A 17,131-nucleotide genomic window follows, 5' to 3' on the forward strand; every position below is an offset into this window, starting at 1 on the left:
ACTAACCGCCGGTAACCGGCGGGAAAAATGCAACTTCATCCCCAGCCTTCACCTGGGCTCCGGTTTCTGCCAGCTCCTGGTTCAGGGCCATACGAATATCGTCTCTTTGCAGGTGCGGGCTCCAATCCGGGTGCTGTTCACATAGGGTTTTACGCAACTCGCTGAGACTGCCGGAAAAGTCCTCCAGGGTAATCTCACCCATGTCCAGTTGCTGGCGCAGACGCGCGAAAAACAGAACCTTTACCATCGCTTTACACCTCTGAAATTTTTACGCCTTGTCCGCAGTATCGCCGCGCCAGTGGCCGCGCTTACCGCCGGTTTTTTGCAGCAGGCGGGTCGGGCCGATTTCCATCGCCGGGTCCACGGCTTTGCACATATCGTAAATGGTCAGCGCCGCTACCGAAGCTGCGGTTAACGCTTCCATCTCGACTCCGGTGCGCCCGGCCAGGCGGCAGAAAGCGGTGATATGCACACTGTGCTTTTCCGGCTGTAATTCGAAATCCACCGCTACTTTGGTCAACGCCAGCGGATGGCACAGGGGAATTAAATCTGAGGTTTTCTTGGCAGCCTGGATGCCGGCGATACGAGCTACAGAGAGCACGTCGCCTTTTTTGTGCGCCCCTTGGCTCAGTAGTGCAAAAGCCTCTGCACTCATACAGATGCTGCTCTCGGCCAGGGCGCTGCGGTCAGTGATGTCCTTTTCGGTAACATCCACCATGCTGGCTTCGCCGTGCTGGTTTAAATGGGTTAATTGGCTCACAAATTACCCCCGGCTCTCGCAGGGCGCGCTGGCAAAGCGCACATGAGGGATAAAGTTACAGGGCTTGTGGCGGGCATCCAGCTGCTCCAGCAATATGCCTTCCCAAGCCGTGCGGCAGGCTCCGGTGGAACCGGGCATACAACATATCAGTGTGCGATTAGCCAGGCCGGCGAGCGCGCGGGATTGCACGGTGGAGCTGCCGATATCCCCCAGGGAAATATGGCGGAACAGCTCGCCGAAGCCGTCGACGGTTTTGTCGAACAGCGGGCTCAGGGCTTCCGGTGTGGAGTCGCGATCGGTAAAACCAGTACCACCGGTCACCAATACCACCTGCACTTTCGGATCGGCAATCCAGGCGGAGACCACCGCGCGCATCTGGTAAACATCGTCCGGGGTAATGCGCTTATCTGCGAGCTGATGGCCGGCAGTTTTGAGGGCTTCCACCAGGTACTGGCCAGAGGTATCGGTCTGCTCGTTGCGGGTATCGGATACGGTAAGTACCGCGATATTGAGCGGTACAAATTCTTTGCTAGCGTGTGCGGACATAATCAGTGGTCTCTCAAAAAACTGTTTTCTGGAGTTTTATCCGGCGTACTCAAGCCGAGATAATCTGCCGGCGTATTGATATTGCGATGCCAATCGCCAGCACTTTTTATGGGTATGGATTTGGCCCCCAGGTGACGCAGCAGCGCGCCGACAGAATTGCGCGCACTGCCCTCAACGGCGTGGCGCAAATAATCCAGGCAGTCGCCATTTAAAGGCAACCACAGGGGAAAAAAGAAGTTTTCAAAATAACAGGGCCGGTAACTTGCCTGCCCTTCAGCCAATAACTCTGCGAGGTGCTCCCGCCCGAGCAGGGGCATATCTACCGGGATCACCAGGGCTGCATCGGCACCAGTTGCCAGGGCTACCGAATAAAGGCCGCCCAGTGGACCCCGCTCTGGCACCAGGTCTTCAATCGCTCCGGGGCGGGCGCCGCTGGTGACGACTTTTTCCAGCGGAAGCTCACTCAACAATGCCTCGGCATGCTGCAAAAAATTGCCCTGTTGGGGGTGTGCCAGCAGGGCCTTGTCTCGGCCCATCCGGCTGGAGCGGCCGCCGGCCAGCACCACGCCGATTGTCGATTTGCCAACAAGAGCCCTGGCCATAACCCTAGCCCCCCAGCATCGCCAGATTGCGGGTAGCGCCGGTAAAACCTTCGTGCAGTTGGTGGCCTGCGGTTTTATCCACAATCAACTCACGGATATGGGCTGCCAGCGCTTCGCTATCGCCGGCGGCAATGATTTCGCGCATATCAAAGCCCTGGTCCGCAAACAGGCACAGGTGTAGCTTGCCCTGGGCCGATACCCGCAGGCGGTTGCAGCTTGCACAGAAGTCTTTGCCGTAAGGGGTAATCAGGCCGATACGGCCGGCGTAATCCGGGTGGAAGTACTCCCGCGCCGGACCGGCATCGCGGGTGCGGATCACCTGCTCCCAGCCTTCCCGCAGCAGCAGGGTTTCTATATCGCCACCGGAGACATGGTTGCTGGCGAAGAACTCGCGGTTATCGCCGGTGCGCATCAATTCAATAAAGCGCAGGGTCACCGGAGTCTCGCGAACCCAGGCGAGGAAATTATCCAGCTCGGCCAGGTTGTACTGGCGCATCAGCACTGCGTTGACCTTGGTATCGATACCCAAGGCCAGGGCGCGATCCAGGCCGGCTAAGGCTTTATCCAGGCGGTTGTGACCGGTGATATGGTGGAATTGAGCCGGGTCGAGGCTGTCGATACTGACATTCACCTGATCCAAGCCCGCGCGGTGCCAGCCGTCAATCTGACTGGGCAGGCGGTAACCGTTAGTGGTAATGGCTAAGCGGCGAATCTTATCGCTAGCGCGCACGGCTTCGAGCAGCGGCACCAGGTCTTTGCGCAGGGAGGGCTCTCCGCCGGTAAGGCGTACCTTTTCCGTACCCAGTGAAGCGAAAGCGCGCACTAATGTGCCCACCTCAGCGACTGAGAGAGGATTTTCCCCTTCTAGGGAACGTCCGCAACCAATGCCCTCGGGCAGGCAGTAGTTGCAGCGGTAGTTGCAGATGTCCGTCACGGACAGGCGCAGGTAATAAAACCTACGGCCAAAATTGTCTTGTAACATTAAACGCCTTTCCAATTTCGGGAGGCCGCGCAGTTTCCCGCTAGACCCTGGTGGCCGGTACGGCCACGGTCCCGGCACCTTGCAACGTCAATAAAAAACGGCGCTGTTTAGGTAGCGGGACTCGGTGTTTAAACTGATGTCAGTGTATCAAGCTGGTTAATTTATGCTTGGGGCAAAGGTGGTACTCCCTAGGTACTCACAGTGATGCCAACCGGTAAGGGAAATAACATCACAAAATAGAAATTCAGTAGGCAGAATGGCTAAAAACCGAAAAATTCCCCTAAAGAAATTCGTCGGTTTTTATAAGTAAAACCCCGGCCAGAGCCGGGGCCTCGCTATGGAGCGGCTTTATTTAATTAGAAATTGGCGGTAACCATTAACCAGAACTTGTCGGTATCCACGTTGTGATCGTCAGCCTGGTAAGAGGCGTATTTCACCAGTGCAGAAATTTCCTCTGTCAGCTTGCGGCCGTAGCTGATATTCCACTCATGGCCATAATTTGCGGAACCTTCATTCGCATCAAAATTGTGATAGGCCATATTCAACTTGCCACCCACAAGTTTCATAGCACCGCTGATATACATATCTTCAATGCCTTCACCTGGAGTCACCAAGAACTGGTCGGTGAAACCTTGGAATTTATGCAGGGTAGCCAGCGGCGTTTTGAAACCAACGCCATTATCAGAACCCAGTACTTCATAACCGAGTTTTGCGGTTACCGGGCCCAGGTCTGCGCCAACTTCCGCCAGATAGTAGTCGGCATTGTAGTCGAAGGGGTTGTCCCCGGTATCGTCCTGGCGCGCGTAGCTTAGATTAGCTTTTACAGGGCCAAAACTTCCTTTGTAATCCACCCCATAGGTGCGGCTGGAATTATTCACGAAATTTTCTAAATCCAGGCTGTAAACAAAACCGCTGACTTTATGGTTTTCGGCCACCGGGTAGCTGGCATGGAGTAGCTGGATATTGCCTTCAAATTCGGCGCCGGCGCTATCTTCACCAAAAACCCGGTTTACGTTGTACACGTAGCTGTAGTCCAGCTGCAGGCTGTCGGCGCTGCCATACTGATAGCGTATGCCGTCGTAAGTCTGCTCGTTTTGCCTCCAGCCAACACCGCCAACAAAGCGCTGGCCATCGAGGTTAATACGCTGGCGACCAGCAGTAATTATGGAATTTTCTCCGTTATAGCGGATATAGGCCTGGTTAACTTCGGTGCCATCCGGATCGGCCACTACCGGGTAATTAGTTTTGCCATTGACGGTGGAGTTGTAATTGTCGTTACCGACTGCAGTAACATCGTCCATCTCAAGAAAACCGCTGAAGCCGCGGTAGCTGCCGCTGCGCCAGTTGAGGCGGGTTCTCAGAGTGGACGCGAGTGCATCCCCATTAATACCATCCTGGTCATAATCTTCCTGGTCGACGATCTCTACGCGATAACGCAGATTCAACCCGACTTCACCGGATTTAAGCGCGTCGACAAGAGTGGCATTTTCACCATCCTGCGCAGCGGCCTGCAATGCGACTGTGCTGCAGGCCCCCAACAGTAAAGCACCGAAAATTTTGGGAAATCTGGAAATGGTCATTACGCTTTTCCTTTGCAACAACGGAGTGACAGTGACAAATTACAATTTTTCAGACGTGGTTGAAACCACAGTTTTTCTCGGTAGAAAAAATAAATACTTCCTACCCTTTACACACACATAATTCCATTTTGGTAGTGGGCGCTACCTATCTGGCAAAGCCGCAGAGGTACTCGCATCCTCATGCAAAAAATTATTTTGCCTGGCGAAGGCCAAACGCTGTTGATATTGCTCCCTCTGGATTGCCAGATACATTACCAACATACAAACTGCCAGCACGCCGTAGAGCAACATAAATGCCGCACTGTGAATACCCACTAAATCCTGTGCGATACCAAACAGGACCGGCAGAGTAAAACCACCCAGCGCACCGATTGTGGCTACAGTGCCACCGACACTGCCCATATGTGCCGGAAAATTATCGTGTAGCGCCTTGTAAACCGAAGCGCGACCAAACCCCTGGGCAATACCAATTACCAGCAACAACAGGGTAAACAACTCAATGCCCACCTCGATATTTAGATGCACATCCCGTTCCACCCCGTGAATCGTCATACTGGTTGGGGGGTAACTGAGAAAAAACAGGCACACCAAGCAGGTCCAGAACACACTCCAATTCACCGTGCGCGCACCATAGCGATCTGCAAACCAGCCACCCAACGCACGCAGTGAACTGGACAGGGCCACAAACAGCAGGGTCAGCGCCATTGCCACCTGGGTACTGACTTCGTACACCGCCAGGTAGTAATTCGGCAGCCACAGTAAAAGTGCGAGAAAGCTGCCGAAGACAAAATAATAATAGAGCCCATAACGCCACACCTTGATCTGCATCAGTGGTCTTAGATGGTGCTGAATTTTTGCCTTGTTGCGACTGCGCATATAACGGGTTTCTTCAGGTGCACAAAATTCGAATAACACCACCATAAGCAAAATACCAACCGCATAAATCGGCCCAATCCATTCACGCCCCAGCCAATTCTGGATCGCTGGCGCCAGGGCCAGGGTAATCGCCGCCCCGGCATTGCCTGCACCAAAAATGCCCATCGCGGTGCCCTGCTGCCTCCTTTCGAACCACGGAGTGATATAGCGAATACCCAACACAAAGGAGACCCCGGAAATCCCCAACCACAAACCGGCCAGTAGATGCTCACCGTAACTCTCGATATAGGGCAAGAGTAAAAGCACCGGCAGCAGCAATAGCATTTGCAGGAGGATAAGTTTTTTTGCCGAGAAATATTCCACCAACAAGCCCGCGGGAAAACGCAGTAGCGCACCGCTCAGAATCGGCGCGGCCAGTAAGATGCCGTATTCTGTGGCTGAGAGGTCTAGCTGCTCGCGGACTTCCACTCCAAGCACCGCGTAGAGTGTCCACACGGAAAAGTTCGCAGCAAACATGGCCGAAGCAAATATCAGCACACGCCCGGCGAGTTGCTGGGTATATTGCACGGCGGGCTTCTCCTATTTTTTCAGTTTTCGGGAAAATGATTTGGTCACCACATCGGCTGCCCGATCAATACGTACCTGATGCGCCGCTACGAACGGATTGAAAAGAGCAGTATTGGTAAAGGCCACCTGCCAGCAAGATGCATAAAAACCCCGGTAATCACAATTACTCCCAAAAACTCTCCGCTCATAAGACGATTTTTTATGACTACTCAACAAGGGGTAAACCTTATTCAATAGGCAGCAGCTCCCCTTAAAAGGCACTACCCCAAATGGGCTAACACCAAGCAGCAAAGCCTTTATTCAGTACCCAACTACCCCCTTTGTGTACTTTCCCTGTAGCGCTGCTCAAATACTATCGGCCATGACCCTATCCACCTCTAAATTGCTGTGAAGCCGGAGAAAATAGTCATGAGTCAATCCAGCGGCCTCAATTTATTTAATTGGGGCGATCCCAAAATAAAGACGCTGCACGTTACCTGGTTTGCGTTTTTCCTGACTTTCGTGGTGTGGTTCTCCCACGCTCCGCTGATGGTCTTTATCAAGGAAGCGTTCGACCTCACCAGCCAGCAAGTAAAAGCCCTGTTAATCCTCAACGTGGCACTCACCATCCCCGCCCGTATCATTATCGGTATGCTGGTGGATAAATTGGGGCCGCGCCTGGTGTACAGCGGGCTGCTGATGACCTCATCTTTAATCTGTTTGGGCTTTGCCACCGCAGACAGTTATGAATCCCTGGCCCTGTTCCGCTTCCTGCTGGGATTTGTGGGTGCCGGCTTTGTCATTGGTATCCGCATGGTGGGTGAATGGTTCCCAGCCAAACAAGTCGGCCTGGCAGAAGGTGTTTACGGCGGCTGGGGGAATTTCGGTTCTGCTGCCGGTGCCATGACCCTGCCAACCCTCGCCCTGCTGTTCGGCGGTGAAGACGGCTGGCGCTATGCCCTGGGCCTCACCGGCATCATCGCCGGCCTGTACGGCATCATCTACTACCGCGTTGCCCGCAACACTCCTAAAGGTTCCACTTACTTCAAGCCGAAAAAGAGTGGCGGCCTGGAAGTGACCAGCAAGCGGGATTTCTACTTCTACCTGCTGATGAATGTGCCCATGTACCTGGCACTGGCAGCGCTGGCTTACAAACTGTCTCCTAACGGCGTAGCCCTGCTGAGCCAGAATGCCACCTATGCAATGTGGGGACTGCTGGTAGCACTGTTCGCCTTCCAGACCCGCATGATCTGGAATGTAAACAAAGACCACCTGCGCGAAGGTGTGCCCGAGCTGGAGAAATACAACTTCAAGCAGGTAGCCATCCTCGACCTGGCCTACTTCGTCACCTTCGGCTCAGAGCTGGCCGTGGTTTCTATGCTGCCTCTGTTCTTCCTGGAAACCTTTGAAGGATTGAGCCCGGTGAAGGCCGGCCTGCTCGCCTCTGGCTTCGCCTTTATGAACCTGGTGGCTCGCCCAACCGGTGGATACTTCTCAGACAAACTGGGACGCCGCCGCAGCCTGATGTTCCTGATCGGCGGCCTGGCAGTGGGTTACTTTGTTCTGAGCCAGATCAACGGCGGCTGGTGGATTCCCGCTGCGGTAGTTGCCACCATGTGCTGCTCTTTCTTCGTGCAGGCCGGTGAGGGCGCCGTATTCGCCGTCGTACCCCTGGTGAAGCGTCGCATGACCGGGCAGATCGCCGGTATGGCCGGAGCCTACGGCAACGTGGGTGCGGTTACTTTCCTTACCGCCCTGTCTTATGTCAGCTACAGCCAGTTCTTCCTGATTATCTGCGGCGCAGCAGCGGTGATCTTCTTCGCCTGCCTGTTCCTGGAAGAGCCCAAAGGCAATATCGCCGAAGTGCTACCGGATGGCACAGTGCAGCTGATCAGCGTGGAGTGATCGGAAAGCTGTTAGCCAGCAACAAACGCAAAGGAGGGCCAATGGCCCTTCTTTGTTTTTCGCCGTTGGTCTGAGGGGACGAAAAGAGAGTGGAGAAAGCTGTGAGCGAAACCAATTCCGGGGTGCAAACAGAAACCGAGGCAAACCCCGAAGCCCAGACACCGCGATTGAGCCACGGCCTCTGTACCAGTGCCGGCATCAAACCGCAGAATGAAGATGCCGCAATCTATCACTGGCCAGCCAGCCCACACTTACAGGAATACCTGGGCGCAGTCGCCGCACTGGCCGATGGAGTCAGCTCCGCCGAAGCCGGTGCCCAAGCCAGCCACACCGCCACCGAGCAGTTTGTGCGGGACTATTACAAGGTGCCGGATACCTGGTCTGTCGCCCACGCCGGACAGAAAATCCTCGCCTCCATTAACAGCAAGCTATACCGCAAGAGCCACGACTTTCCCCAACAGGAAAAGGGCTTCCTCTGCACCTTCTCTGCCCTGATTTTTAAATCCCGCACTGCCCACTATTTCCATATTGGCGACAGCCGTATCTATCACCTGCGCGGTGACAACCTTAAATGCCTCACCCGAGACCACAACATCACCCTGGCCCACCGCCAGCAGATGCTATCCCGCGCGCTGGGAATGGATACCGGCCTGCAAGTGGATTACGGCCAGCTCAGCCTGGCTAAGGACGATGTACTGCTGATTACCAGCGACGGCGTGCACGACTTTATCAAACAGGATTTGCTGCGCGAGCTGCTGGCAGATACCCAACTAAGCGAACAGGAAACAGCGGAAACCCTGGTGCGCCTCGCCGAGGAAAACGGCAGTGACGATAACCTCTCCGCACTAGTGGTAAAGGTAAAGGCACTGCCACAAACCACCCTGGACGACTACAGCCGCCAGCTTACCCGCCTGCCCTTTCCACCGGAATTGGAACCGGGCATGGTATTGGATGGTTACCAGGTGGAACGGGAGCTGTTCTCCTCCCAGCGCAGCCAGCTGTACCTGGTGCGCGACAGTGCCACCGGGGAAATCCTGGTAATGAAAACCCCCTCGGTAAATTACGAGGATGATATCCACTATATCGACCGCTTTATTCAGGAGGAGTGGATAGGCCTGCGTATTCGCAGCCCCCAGGTAGTGCGCCTGCACCGGCAGACCCGCCCGCGCACCGCGCTCTATTACCTGATGGAGTATGTGCAGGGCAGCACCCTGGAGCAGTGGATCACCCACAACCGCTTTCCTAAACCCGCAGAGGCGTTTCGTATCCTTAAGGAGATTGCCACCGGGTTACAGGCCTTCCACAATCAGGAGACCATTCACCAGGATTTGCGCCCGGCCAATATCATGATCGACGGCGACGGGCGGGTAAAAATTATCGACTTCGGCTCAGTTTACGTAGCCGGCAGTGCCGAGATTTTCCGCCCCCTGGAACACCCAGAAGCGCTGGGCACCGCCAGCTATTCCGACCCCCACTATATCCTTGGGCACAACAGCGGTATTCGCGGCGATATCTATGCTTTGGCCACTATTGCCTACGAAATGTTTACCGGCGAATTGCCCTACGGCGAAGAAATTGAAAACTGCCGCTCCCACGCCGACTTCGAGCGCCTGCGCTACCGCAACGCCAGCCAGTTTAATCCCGTAGTCCCCATCTGGTTCGACCGCGCCCTGGAACGCGGATGCAGTATCGACCTGGAACAGCGCTACTCCACCCTAACGGAATTTATGCGCGACCTGGCCAATCCCAACCCGGATTACCTAAGGGAAGACCCTACAGAAAAAGGGGATGCTTCATTGTTTTGGAAGATTCTTTGTGGGATTTGGGTGGCTACTTTATTGGCGGTGGCGGCGTTGTTTTCCTCTAGTGCTTGAGAGTATGACTCTTTGGCACAATAACCTTTAGGCTGATATCAACCGTAATATTTTTTTGTCATGGTCTCTATATAAGAATCTAATTGACAATTTCTTATCAAAATAAACCTCAGGTCTTGGAGAGTTCCATTCATTCACTAGAACAATAGTTTTTCACACAATCCAACATGCTGATTCTTAATGTTCTTTCTAGTAGAGTGGTTTTCTGCTCCCGAGATATATTGATAAATGATAAGATTCAGTTTCTTTTAGATACGCTGTTACGACCACAAGGAAAGAAAATGAGTGAAATTGCTCTAAATAAGGTAATTATTGAATTAGTGAAACAGTTTTCCAAGCCTATTATCAAGGGTGCCAAATCAATCGGTAAGGACGCTCTGGATAAATTAAGTGTGAACTTGAATACTTGCTTTACAAAATATCTAGAAAGAAACTATGACCGTTACTCAAAAACGAAAACTCTTTTATATCGCGAAGCGCCTGTAAACATTAAAGACTTCTATGTTCGAACAGATCTTTTAATAGCCAAAGATGATGTATTAAAAGAATCAGACTTCATAGAATCTTTCGAAAAGAATCAAAGGGTAGTGGTAACCGGGACAGCCGGATCTGGAAAATCAACATTCTGTAAAAGTATATTTATTGATTTAATTGATAATCCAATAGGTGTAATCCCAATATTCATTGAGCTTCGGCATTTAAACACAAAAAAACCGGAAAAATTACTTGACTACGCTCACTCAATTCTTGCTGAAATCGAGCCTTCCTTTTCCAAACGGCAACTAGAATATTCTCTGAAGTTAGGGAAAATAATGCTTATTTTTGATGGCTTTGATGAGATAAACAGCGAACTACGTGATACATATGAAGAGGAAATTATCAATCTCTCAGGAGTTTATCACAACATATTAATATTGATATCAAGTAGACCAGACACAAGGTTTTCTTCATGGGAAGAATTTTTCTGCTATGAAGTACTTCCATTAGATAAAGAAAAAGCTGTCACTCTAATTGGAAAACTAGAATACGACCGCCAAGTAAAACGGCAATTTCTCGAAGCCCTCGAAAATAAACTCTATTATCAGCATAAAAGTTTCGCAAGAAACCCTCTATTATTAACTATGATGCTCTTAACATATGAGCAAATAGCAGAGATCCCCAACAAGATTCACTTATTCTATGAGCAAGCATTTTTAACATTATTTAATAAACATGACTCGTTAAAAAGTTTGTATAAGAGGAAATCATTTTCTGGCCTTCCCTTAGATGATTTTAAAAAACTCTTATCTTCTTTTTGCATTCTTAGCTACTCTGACAGAAAGTACTTCTTCACTGAAGACGAGATCAATCAATATCTAAAGTCAGCGATTCACATAGCTGGAATTGAAACAAATCTAAAACATTTTTTAACCGACATCCTTGATAGTGTATGTATTATGCAGAGGGATGGCTTGGGCTATACATTTACCCATAGATCATTTCAAGAATACTTTACGGCTTTATATTTAGTCGGGATGGCTAATCAAAACCGCTACAAGATATACAATAAAATTGCGTTTTTAAATAATATAGATGATGTTATACCCATGATATTTGATATCAACTCCGACTTACTGGAACAGGAATGGGTTATACCGAGGTTGGAAGAGCTTATCTTAGACTTCGCGACAATACCTAGCACAAATGATGGAAAAATAATTATTTTGTCAAAAATGTATGATTACTTAATTGTACGTCAGTGGGATGACTCAAAAAAAGAGGTTGGAGTTGCAATTCGCGGCGATGTAAATAGAGATTCTCATATAAATTTCATCGTTATACTCCATCGGCTATATCACGGAGAGATGAATAATTACATTGAAAAAAGAAACTATAAGGCAACAACTGAACAAAGAAAGATTGAAAATGAACTTATACAGCTTGACATACCAGAGTCAGGTTTAAATATAAGAAATATATCTACGCTAAGAGAAGAAACAAAATCACGTATTATTGGATCTGGTATCTGTGAGAGTACAATCACATACGTAGACTATGCAAGATTCAAACTTGACCAGTTAAAAGAAAAACACAAAGAAAAGCAGTTTGATTTATCCAACCTTCTACTGAACGAGCATTTATGACGAATCAAGGCAATATCACCACTTTATGGCTAGACGCGCTAGCGCGCGCCGCTACGTTGAGTTTGTCATAATCAAGAATAGATCATCAGCGATTTCTATTTCCCTGCCCCCGTTCCTTTTGGACACGGTTATATACTTCTTCACGATGAACGGGTAGGGAATTAGGAGCACATATTCCAATCTTCACCTGATTACCCTTAACCTCCAATACTGTAACTGAAACATTAGCCCCAATCCTTAAGTTTTCACCTGTCCGGCGCTTTAAGATCAACATATTTATTTCCTACTGATACTCAAACCATAGGTAAACCTTCTCTGATAGAAGGCTGAGAAAGTAACATTGTGAGGAAATACGGGGAGGTGCGCGGGAACGGTAGGCATAGAAAAAGAAAAGGCAGGCATAACGCTCCCAGAGCTTTGGGAATCGCTCCAAGCCGCTGAATGTACTCCACTTTATTGAAGACGAGCGGGTTTCTAGCGTATGATCCATATAGCCATTTTGATAATTAGCGTATCAATTTGGTTAGCTGGCCCCTGGTGTTGCTGCACCTTGGGTCAGCGCCTTTTACTTACTGTTACGTCACGCTACCGTTCTCCTGTGAGAGGATGGTTCTTTAGAAAACTCTTAGATATCTTGATTCTCTCGAATCCCTTTGGTCTTTGGTCATCGGCCCACAAAAGGCCACCCAATTCCGGCCAAAATACCAATAAATATCAATCGATTTTACGCAGCTTTGACACTAAAACAAACTGAATAAAATCCAATAAGATCATTTTTGTGCCTATATTTTTATGCTCCTTAGCTTAGATAATTTGCATTATCCATAAGAGTGATGGTTTAGATGGTTACTCTTTACTCGCTTTCACGTGAGAACTAAAAGCAATTAATTATTAAAGCCGCCACTCAATGTGTCTCTCTTGTGTCGATAGAAAATATCCCAATAGCCTAGGTATTGCAGTGAGACATGTAGGGTTGTCCCTTTTTAGTCGCATGCCATTCTCATAAAGCACTTAAAATCCCATTTAATCGGTACACTTGTTCCTATCTCTGCATAGGTGTTTTTTCGCCTGTACTGGATAACTTACCGATTGATATATCGGCTCTGAGTATAGTTATTTGCCATTTTGGCATTGATCGACAAGTGATATGATCCAGCTTCAGTTGAGCACACTATTAAAGCTCTTTGGCAGGAAAGCATGAACTATAGAAATCTACTGTTAAAAAGAGGGTTTTGTTTCCATTAGCAATTCGTAGCTAATGGAGATCCATATGGGGTATTTTCGACACCCTAAAACCAAGAACGAGATGAAGCAATACTATGCTTCGTTGGAAAATGAACTAGAGATCCCAATAAAGATTAGAAACCGTCGTCAACCAAAATGTTTACCAAACGCTTGGGATGACTATTTTCCTAGTAATATCTCTAATCGTAATTGGAAGCTTTTTCGAAGGAACCAGTGGAAGGGGTAGTTATCCACTTTAACAGGACGCTCCTGCTGAAAATCATAAGCTCCAGCTTTGACTCTACTTATGTTTTCAGCAGAGCTTAGTGTTGTATACAACCATGATTCAATTTACGGCGACAGCCACCTTGGGCACCATGAACTGCCCAAGCAAATCTAGAAACTGGATCAAACTTTTCGGCATCTTACCAACTAAGAGAAAATAGCTCTTCAAATATAGTGGAAATATTTTGATTTAAGTATAGGAAATACTATGGAAGATTCAGCTTTTCACAATTACCCTTCTGTTATTGGATACTACCAAGCGCTCAGGGAAGAGGTTTGGTCTATTACACAGGAATCATGGCCCCAGACATCAATAAAAGGCATTAGTTTGAAGACAGCAAGACTGGCTGACTCTTGGAAAGAAATGAGAGGATCTAATCTAAGATCTTCGAGAGCCAGTTGGGACTGGGAGCCAGAATTTAATGCATATCAGAAGAAGCCAAAAAGATATGAAATGTCAGTTTGGTTTGAGAATCAACTTTGCGGGCTTTGTTATGGATTTGCATCCAAGCATGGTACAAAGGTAAGAATGAACCTTATCGAATCTACACCGGTAAGACCAAATCCCTTGGGAGAAGGTATCTTTCCAATATTATCTTTTGGAGCTACGGTTTATGCCAACTTGATTAGTGCTGACGAGGTTTGGGTGTTAGACCCAGTAAAAGGTGCAATTGATTACTACGAAAGCCAAGGATTTTCAGCGCCTGAGATTTACCACGGAAAAAGAGTCGGGATGAAAAAATTATGAGTGGCTATAAATTCTCACAAGAAGAGAAAGACCGAATCAATAAGATTCGATCAAAGATGAAGAAACATGCTGAAGAAGTGAAAAAGAAATCAAAGGATACAACAATAGAAGAACCATCGGGAAAACAAACGAATCCAACTGAAATTGACCGTATGAGAGATCGAAAAAATGACGATTAAAGAGAAACAGATTAGCAAGGAAGATATTAGAAAGTTTGTTGAGAAAAACAAATCTAAAATATTGAAAGAAGCTAAAGAGGTTGAAACAGCCATAAAGTCAAATAGATTAAAGAACCAGCAGAAACTATGAATCTTATACATAGTAGCTCTAGTTAATCGAGAAATAGAAGAGGCTGAATCTTCTGGACCACCTTTAAATCCGGTAAGATCTAAGGATTGATTTTATAGCTAGCTATCGCAAAGGTTAGAATCTGTTTCTTATCCATGATTACTTATAAATTTCCTGAAGAAAAAGAATACGCGGAATTCTACGCGAAAAAGTTAGATGATGAACTTAGCCTGCAATTCCTTCAAAATGGCATTATTTTAAACAAGTCTCAAGCCGAGCATATCTGTCGTTTCTTTTGGGCTATGGTAGATGCATCAATTGAGGACGAAAATAACGGTGTAAAGCTTCAATGGAATGAAGGAGCTGAATTTTGGAATGAAAAAATAATGAACTCCATTTCGGCACACCTTGAAGCCTTAGGCTATGAAGAAGAGTGGGAAAACGAAGTCGATAAGCAATAGGCATAGCTAGGAAGGATAGAGCGCGCGGCCGCGATCTATCCAGATGATGAACGCCATCAGCCCATCAAGACGACAGCGTCTATGAGTATTAATGATCTTCAGAACAATCAAAACCTTGACGTTATATATGCTAACTAAATGAAGAAAATAGCGATATCATTTTTAGTGAAGTTAATTTTTTATACGTAGTGAACACCAAATGGAAAAGCGCAAGAAATTACTTTGGTTCAGCCTTCTTACTTTCTCTCTAATTGGAATCGGATTCATACTTGGCATGTTTGGCAGTGCCCTAAAGCCTCCAGTAAATGCTGGTGAACTATCTCCTAGTATTGATATAGCTGACCTGGAGCCGGGTGAAATACTTACTCGGGATGTAAATTATGAGGCGGGCGGGAAGTGGGGCTTTAGATATATAATTTATAAAAACTATGAGTCCGAAATCAAAGTTTTTGGCGTTCCCCTCAGAGAAGGCATGGTAAATATGCCAGATATAAAGTGGTGGAGGTGGGGCACAGAATGTAGGAATTTTGGGCCGACCATAAAAAATGGTAAGGTAGTCCCACAAAGCCAGTTCAAATGTCATGATCAAGAATTAAATACGTGGTTCGCCAAAGAAAATGTCTGGGATCTTGATGGGAATAACCTCGGAAAATATACAGAAGACATGGAAAGAGTAAGATTCTCAATAAAAGGTTTTGACCTTTTATTACATATGTATTACTAGAAAATCAATCAACCTCTACACCTGCTGTTATTGAGCTTTATAATGTCTGACCCGCTTCATTATGCGAGAAGTAAAATTAAAAACTAATATGGGAAGAACAAATTATTTAGCATGTAGACTTAGTATCGCGATGCTATGTGGGTTCATCTCATATTTGCTGGTAGCGACCTTTCCAGCCCTTATTGCTCCAGAATTAGCAAATTTTTATGGAACACTAGGACTGTATTTCTTTTATACAGCCGTTGCTCAGTTAGTAGGGTTGTTATTTGTGATATTTAGGAGCAAGCGAGTACTGAATATCGCAAACCTAGTCTTAACCTTGATGTGCTTTATACCTGTAATAATTTACTTTATAAAAATAGCTCCAGATGGCCTAAACTAATAAAATTGGTACGATCGAACCTTTTCCGCTGAGCAACTGTCGCTCTGCTGCTACAGAATTTACTGTAAGTCTTGAGTATTCCATTGGGAAGGCAAAGGTACTATTATCCAAATAGATCCTGTTAACGGTTGTATGTAATGAAAGCAAAATTACAAGAATTAGTAAAAGATAAACCCATAGAGCAAAGCCCTCATTATCTTCTGAGTCAAGAATTAGAGTTCGAATTTTTAAAGTCTATTTTGACATTCGCTATGGCATTTATAGGCGGTATTGTTACTCTCAAAACCGCTCTTGGCATTGATAAACCTATTAATGAAGGGTTAACTTATTCTTTAGCCGCCGTCGTATTATCAGCTGTATTTGCCTTTCACGCACAACAAGAATTAATTAGTGACCTACGTAAAGGTCGGACAGCTAGTAAAATAAAACGCCTTTTCAGACATTTTCCCGGATTTTCCCTCCTTGGAATATCTATCAGTTATGCCTTTAGCTATTTCGAAAGCTCATTGCACTAACAATACAAACTTAATAAATTGTTTAAGTGCTCCTATACAGCCGTTGCTCAAATAGCAGGGTTTTTATTTGTGATATTTGAGAACATGCGATTCCTGAATATCGCAAACTTGGCTTTAACCTTGATGTGTTTATACTTTTAATAATTTTTTTATGAAAAAAGTCCCAAATGGCCTAAGTTAACAATATTGGTACGAACGAACCTTTCTTGCTGAACTACTGTCGCTTTGTTACTAGAGGTCTTACTGTAGGTTTTGGACATTCCATTGGACTGGTAAAGATACTATTATGTAAATAGATCCCATTGACGGTTGTATGTAATGAAAGAAAAATTACAAGAATTTGTTATTAATAAACCCATAGAACAAAGTCCTCATTATCTTCTGAGTCAAGAATTAGAGTTCAGATTTTTAAAGTCTAATTTGACATTCGCTATGGCATTTATAGGCGGTATTGTTACTCTCAGAACCGCTCTTGGTATTGATAAACCTATTACTGAAGAGTTCACCTACTCTTTGGTCGCCGCCGTATTATCAGCTCTATGTGCCTTTCATGCAAAACATGAATTAATTAGTGACCTACGTAACGGCCGAACACCTAATAAAATAAAACGCCTATTCAGACGTAACCTCGGACCTGCCCTCCTTGCAATATCTATCGGATTTGCCTTTAGATATTTCGAAAGCTCATTGCACTAACAGTACAAGCTTAA

Annotated in this window: 18 protein-coding genes and 1 riboswitch; of the genes, 10 read left to right on the forward strand and 8 right to left on the reverse strand. The window is 47.1% G+C overall.

From position 1 onward, the window contains the following. Nucleotide 1: 1 nt before the first annotated feature. The 7 genes from moaD to ACJJIV_RS10205 all read right to left on the reverse strand — a co-directional run bounded on the left by moaD (nucleotide 2) and on the right by ACJJIV_RS10205 (nucleotide 5,913). A complete protein-coding gene (gene moaD, locus ACJJIV_RS10175; protein WP_444891606.1) occupies nucleotides 2-247 on the reverse strand; it encodes a molybdopterin converting factor subunit 1 in 246 nt (81 codons plus the stop codon). Nucleotides 248-268: 21 nt separating this feature from the next. Continuing rightward, complete coding sequence (gene moaC / locus ACJJIV_RS10180; protein ID WP_444891607.1) at nucleotides 269-760, reverse strand: cyclic pyranopterin monophosphate synthase MoaC; 492 nt, start codon at nucleotides 758-760, stop codon at nucleotides 269-271. Nucleotides 761-763: 3 nt separating this feature from the next. Next, entirely contained in the window at nucleotides 764-1,306 is a 543-nt protein-coding gene (gene moaB, locus ACJJIV_RS10185) for a molybdenum cofactor biosynthesis protein B (protein ID WP_108731355.1), read from the reverse strand. Between the two features lie 2 nt (nucleotides 1,307-1,308). After that, nucleotides 1,309-1,908, reverse strand: a complete 600-nt coding sequence (gene mobA / locus ACJJIV_RS10190) for a molybdenum cofactor guanylyltransferase (RefSeq protein WP_444891608.1) — start codon at nucleotides 1,906-1,908, stop codon at nucleotides 1,309-1,311. Nucleotides 1,909-1,912: 4 nt separating this feature from the next. Continuing rightward, nucleotides 1,913-2,890 (reverse strand): GTP 3',8-cyclase MoaA, encoded by a 978-nt coding sequence (moaA, locus tag ACJJIV_RS10195; RefSeq protein ID WP_444891609.1) that lies wholly within the window; start codon nucleotides 2,888-2,890, stop codon nucleotides 1,913-1,915. Then, nucleotides 2,879-3,029: riboswitch (molybdenum cofactor riboswitch) on the reverse strand. (Overlaps the previous gene by 12 nt.) 217 nt (nucleotides 3,030-3,246) lie before the next feature. After that, a complete protein-coding gene (locus ACJJIV_RS10200; RefSeq protein WP_444887741.1) occupies nucleotides 3,247-4,470 on the reverse strand; it encodes an alginate export family protein in 1,224 nt (407 codons plus the stop codon). 141 nt (nucleotides 4,471-4,611) lie between these two features. Beyond that, on the reverse strand, nucleotides 4,612-5,913 hold the full coding sequence (locus ACJJIV_RS10205; protein ID WP_444891610.1) for an MFS transporter: 1,302 nt from the start codon (nucleotides 5,911-5,913) through the stop codon (nucleotides 4,612-4,614). Nucleotides 5,914-6,321: 408 nt separating this feature from the next. On the opposite strand from ACJJIV_RS10205, the gene ACJJIV_RS10210 reads away from it, so the two are divergent. From ACJJIV_RS10210 to ACJJIV_RS10220, 3 genes are all read left to right on the forward strand, one after another. Further along, on the forward strand, nucleotides 6,322-7,797 hold the full coding sequence (locus ACJJIV_RS10210; RefSeq protein ID WP_444891611.1) for a NarK family nitrate/nitrite MFS transporter: 1,476 nt from the start codon (nucleotides 6,322-6,324) through the stop codon (nucleotides 7,795-7,797). A 101-nt stretch (nucleotides 7,798-7,898) separates the two neighbouring features. After that, entirely contained in the window at nucleotides 7,899-9,671 is a 1,773-nt protein-coding gene (locus tag ACJJIV_RS10215; protein WP_444891612.1) for a bifunctional protein-serine/threonine kinase/phosphatase, read from the forward strand. A gap of 281 nt (nucleotides 9,672-9,952) precedes the next feature. Then, nucleotides 9,953-11,794: an NACHT domain-containing protein gene (locus ACJJIV_RS10220; RefSeq protein WP_444891613.1), complete on the forward strand. Its 1,842-nt coding sequence runs from the start codon at nucleotides 9,953-9,955 to the stop codon at nucleotides 11,792-11,794. An 85-nt stretch (nucleotides 11,795-11,879) separates the two neighbouring features. Here ACJJIV_RS10220 and csrA read toward each other — a convergent pair whose 3' ends face one another. Continuing rightward, the gene (csrA, locus tag ACJJIV_RS10225; RefSeq protein WP_444891614.1) at nucleotides 11,880-12,068 is read right to left on the reverse strand and encodes a carbon storage regulator CsrA; all 189 of its coding nucleotides are present in this window, start codon (nucleotides 12,066-12,068) and stop codon (nucleotides 11,880-11,882) included. 1,443 nt (nucleotides 12,069-13,511) lie between these two features. Here csrA and ACJJIV_RS10230 point away from each other — a divergent pair. From ACJJIV_RS10230 to ACJJIV_RS10260, 7 genes are all read left to right on the forward strand, one after another. Then, nucleotides 13,512-14,051 (forward strand): hypothetical protein, encoded by a 540-nt coding sequence (locus ACJJIV_RS10230; protein WP_444891615.1) that lies wholly within the window; start codon nucleotides 13,512-13,514, stop codon nucleotides 14,049-14,051. Next, nucleotides 14,048-14,230, forward strand: coding sequence for a hypothetical protein (locus tag ACJJIV_RS10235; RefSeq protein ID WP_152450517.1), 183 nt, complete (start codon nucleotides 14,048-14,050; stop codon nucleotides 14,228-14,230). The genes ACJJIV_RS10230 and ACJJIV_RS10235 overlap by 4 nt, the downstream gene beginning before the upstream one ends. Next, the gene (locus ACJJIV_RS10240; RefSeq protein ID WP_444891616.1) at nucleotides 14,220-14,360 is read left to right on the forward strand and encodes a hypothetical protein; all 141 of its coding nucleotides are present in this window, start codon (nucleotides 14,220-14,222) and stop codon (nucleotides 14,358-14,360) included. Before ACJJIV_RS10235 ends, ACJJIV_RS10240 begins: the two co-directional genes overlap by 11 nt. Before the next feature lie 134 nt (nucleotides 14,361-14,494). Continuing rightward, nucleotides 14,495-14,800 carry a hypothetical protein gene (locus tag ACJJIV_RS10245; RefSeq protein WP_152450515.1) on the forward strand — a complete coding sequence of 102 codons (306 nt, stop codon included), beginning with the start codon at nucleotides 14,495-14,497 and terminating at the stop codon, nucleotides 14,798-14,800. Between the two features lie 199 nt (nucleotides 14,801-14,999). Next, on the forward strand, nucleotides 15,000-15,524 hold the full coding sequence (locus ACJJIV_RS10250; RefSeq protein ID WP_444891617.1) for a hypothetical protein: 525 nt from the start codon (nucleotides 15,000-15,002) through the stop codon (nucleotides 15,522-15,524). A gap of 519 nt (nucleotides 15,525-16,043) precedes the next feature. Beyond that, entirely contained in the window at nucleotides 16,044-16,421 is a 378-nt protein-coding gene (locus ACJJIV_RS10255; RefSeq protein ID WP_444891618.1) for a hypothetical protein, read from the forward strand. 318 nt (nucleotides 16,422-16,739) lie between these two features. Next, nucleotides 16,740-17,117, forward strand: coding sequence for a hypothetical protein (locus tag ACJJIV_RS10260; RefSeq protein WP_444891619.1), 378 nt, complete (start codon nucleotides 16,740-16,742; stop codon nucleotides 17,115-17,117). Nucleotides 17,118-17,131 lie beyond the last annotated feature (14 nt).

The sequence above is a fragment of the Microbulbifer mixtoriginis (SeqCode) genome (assembly GCF_052466765.1).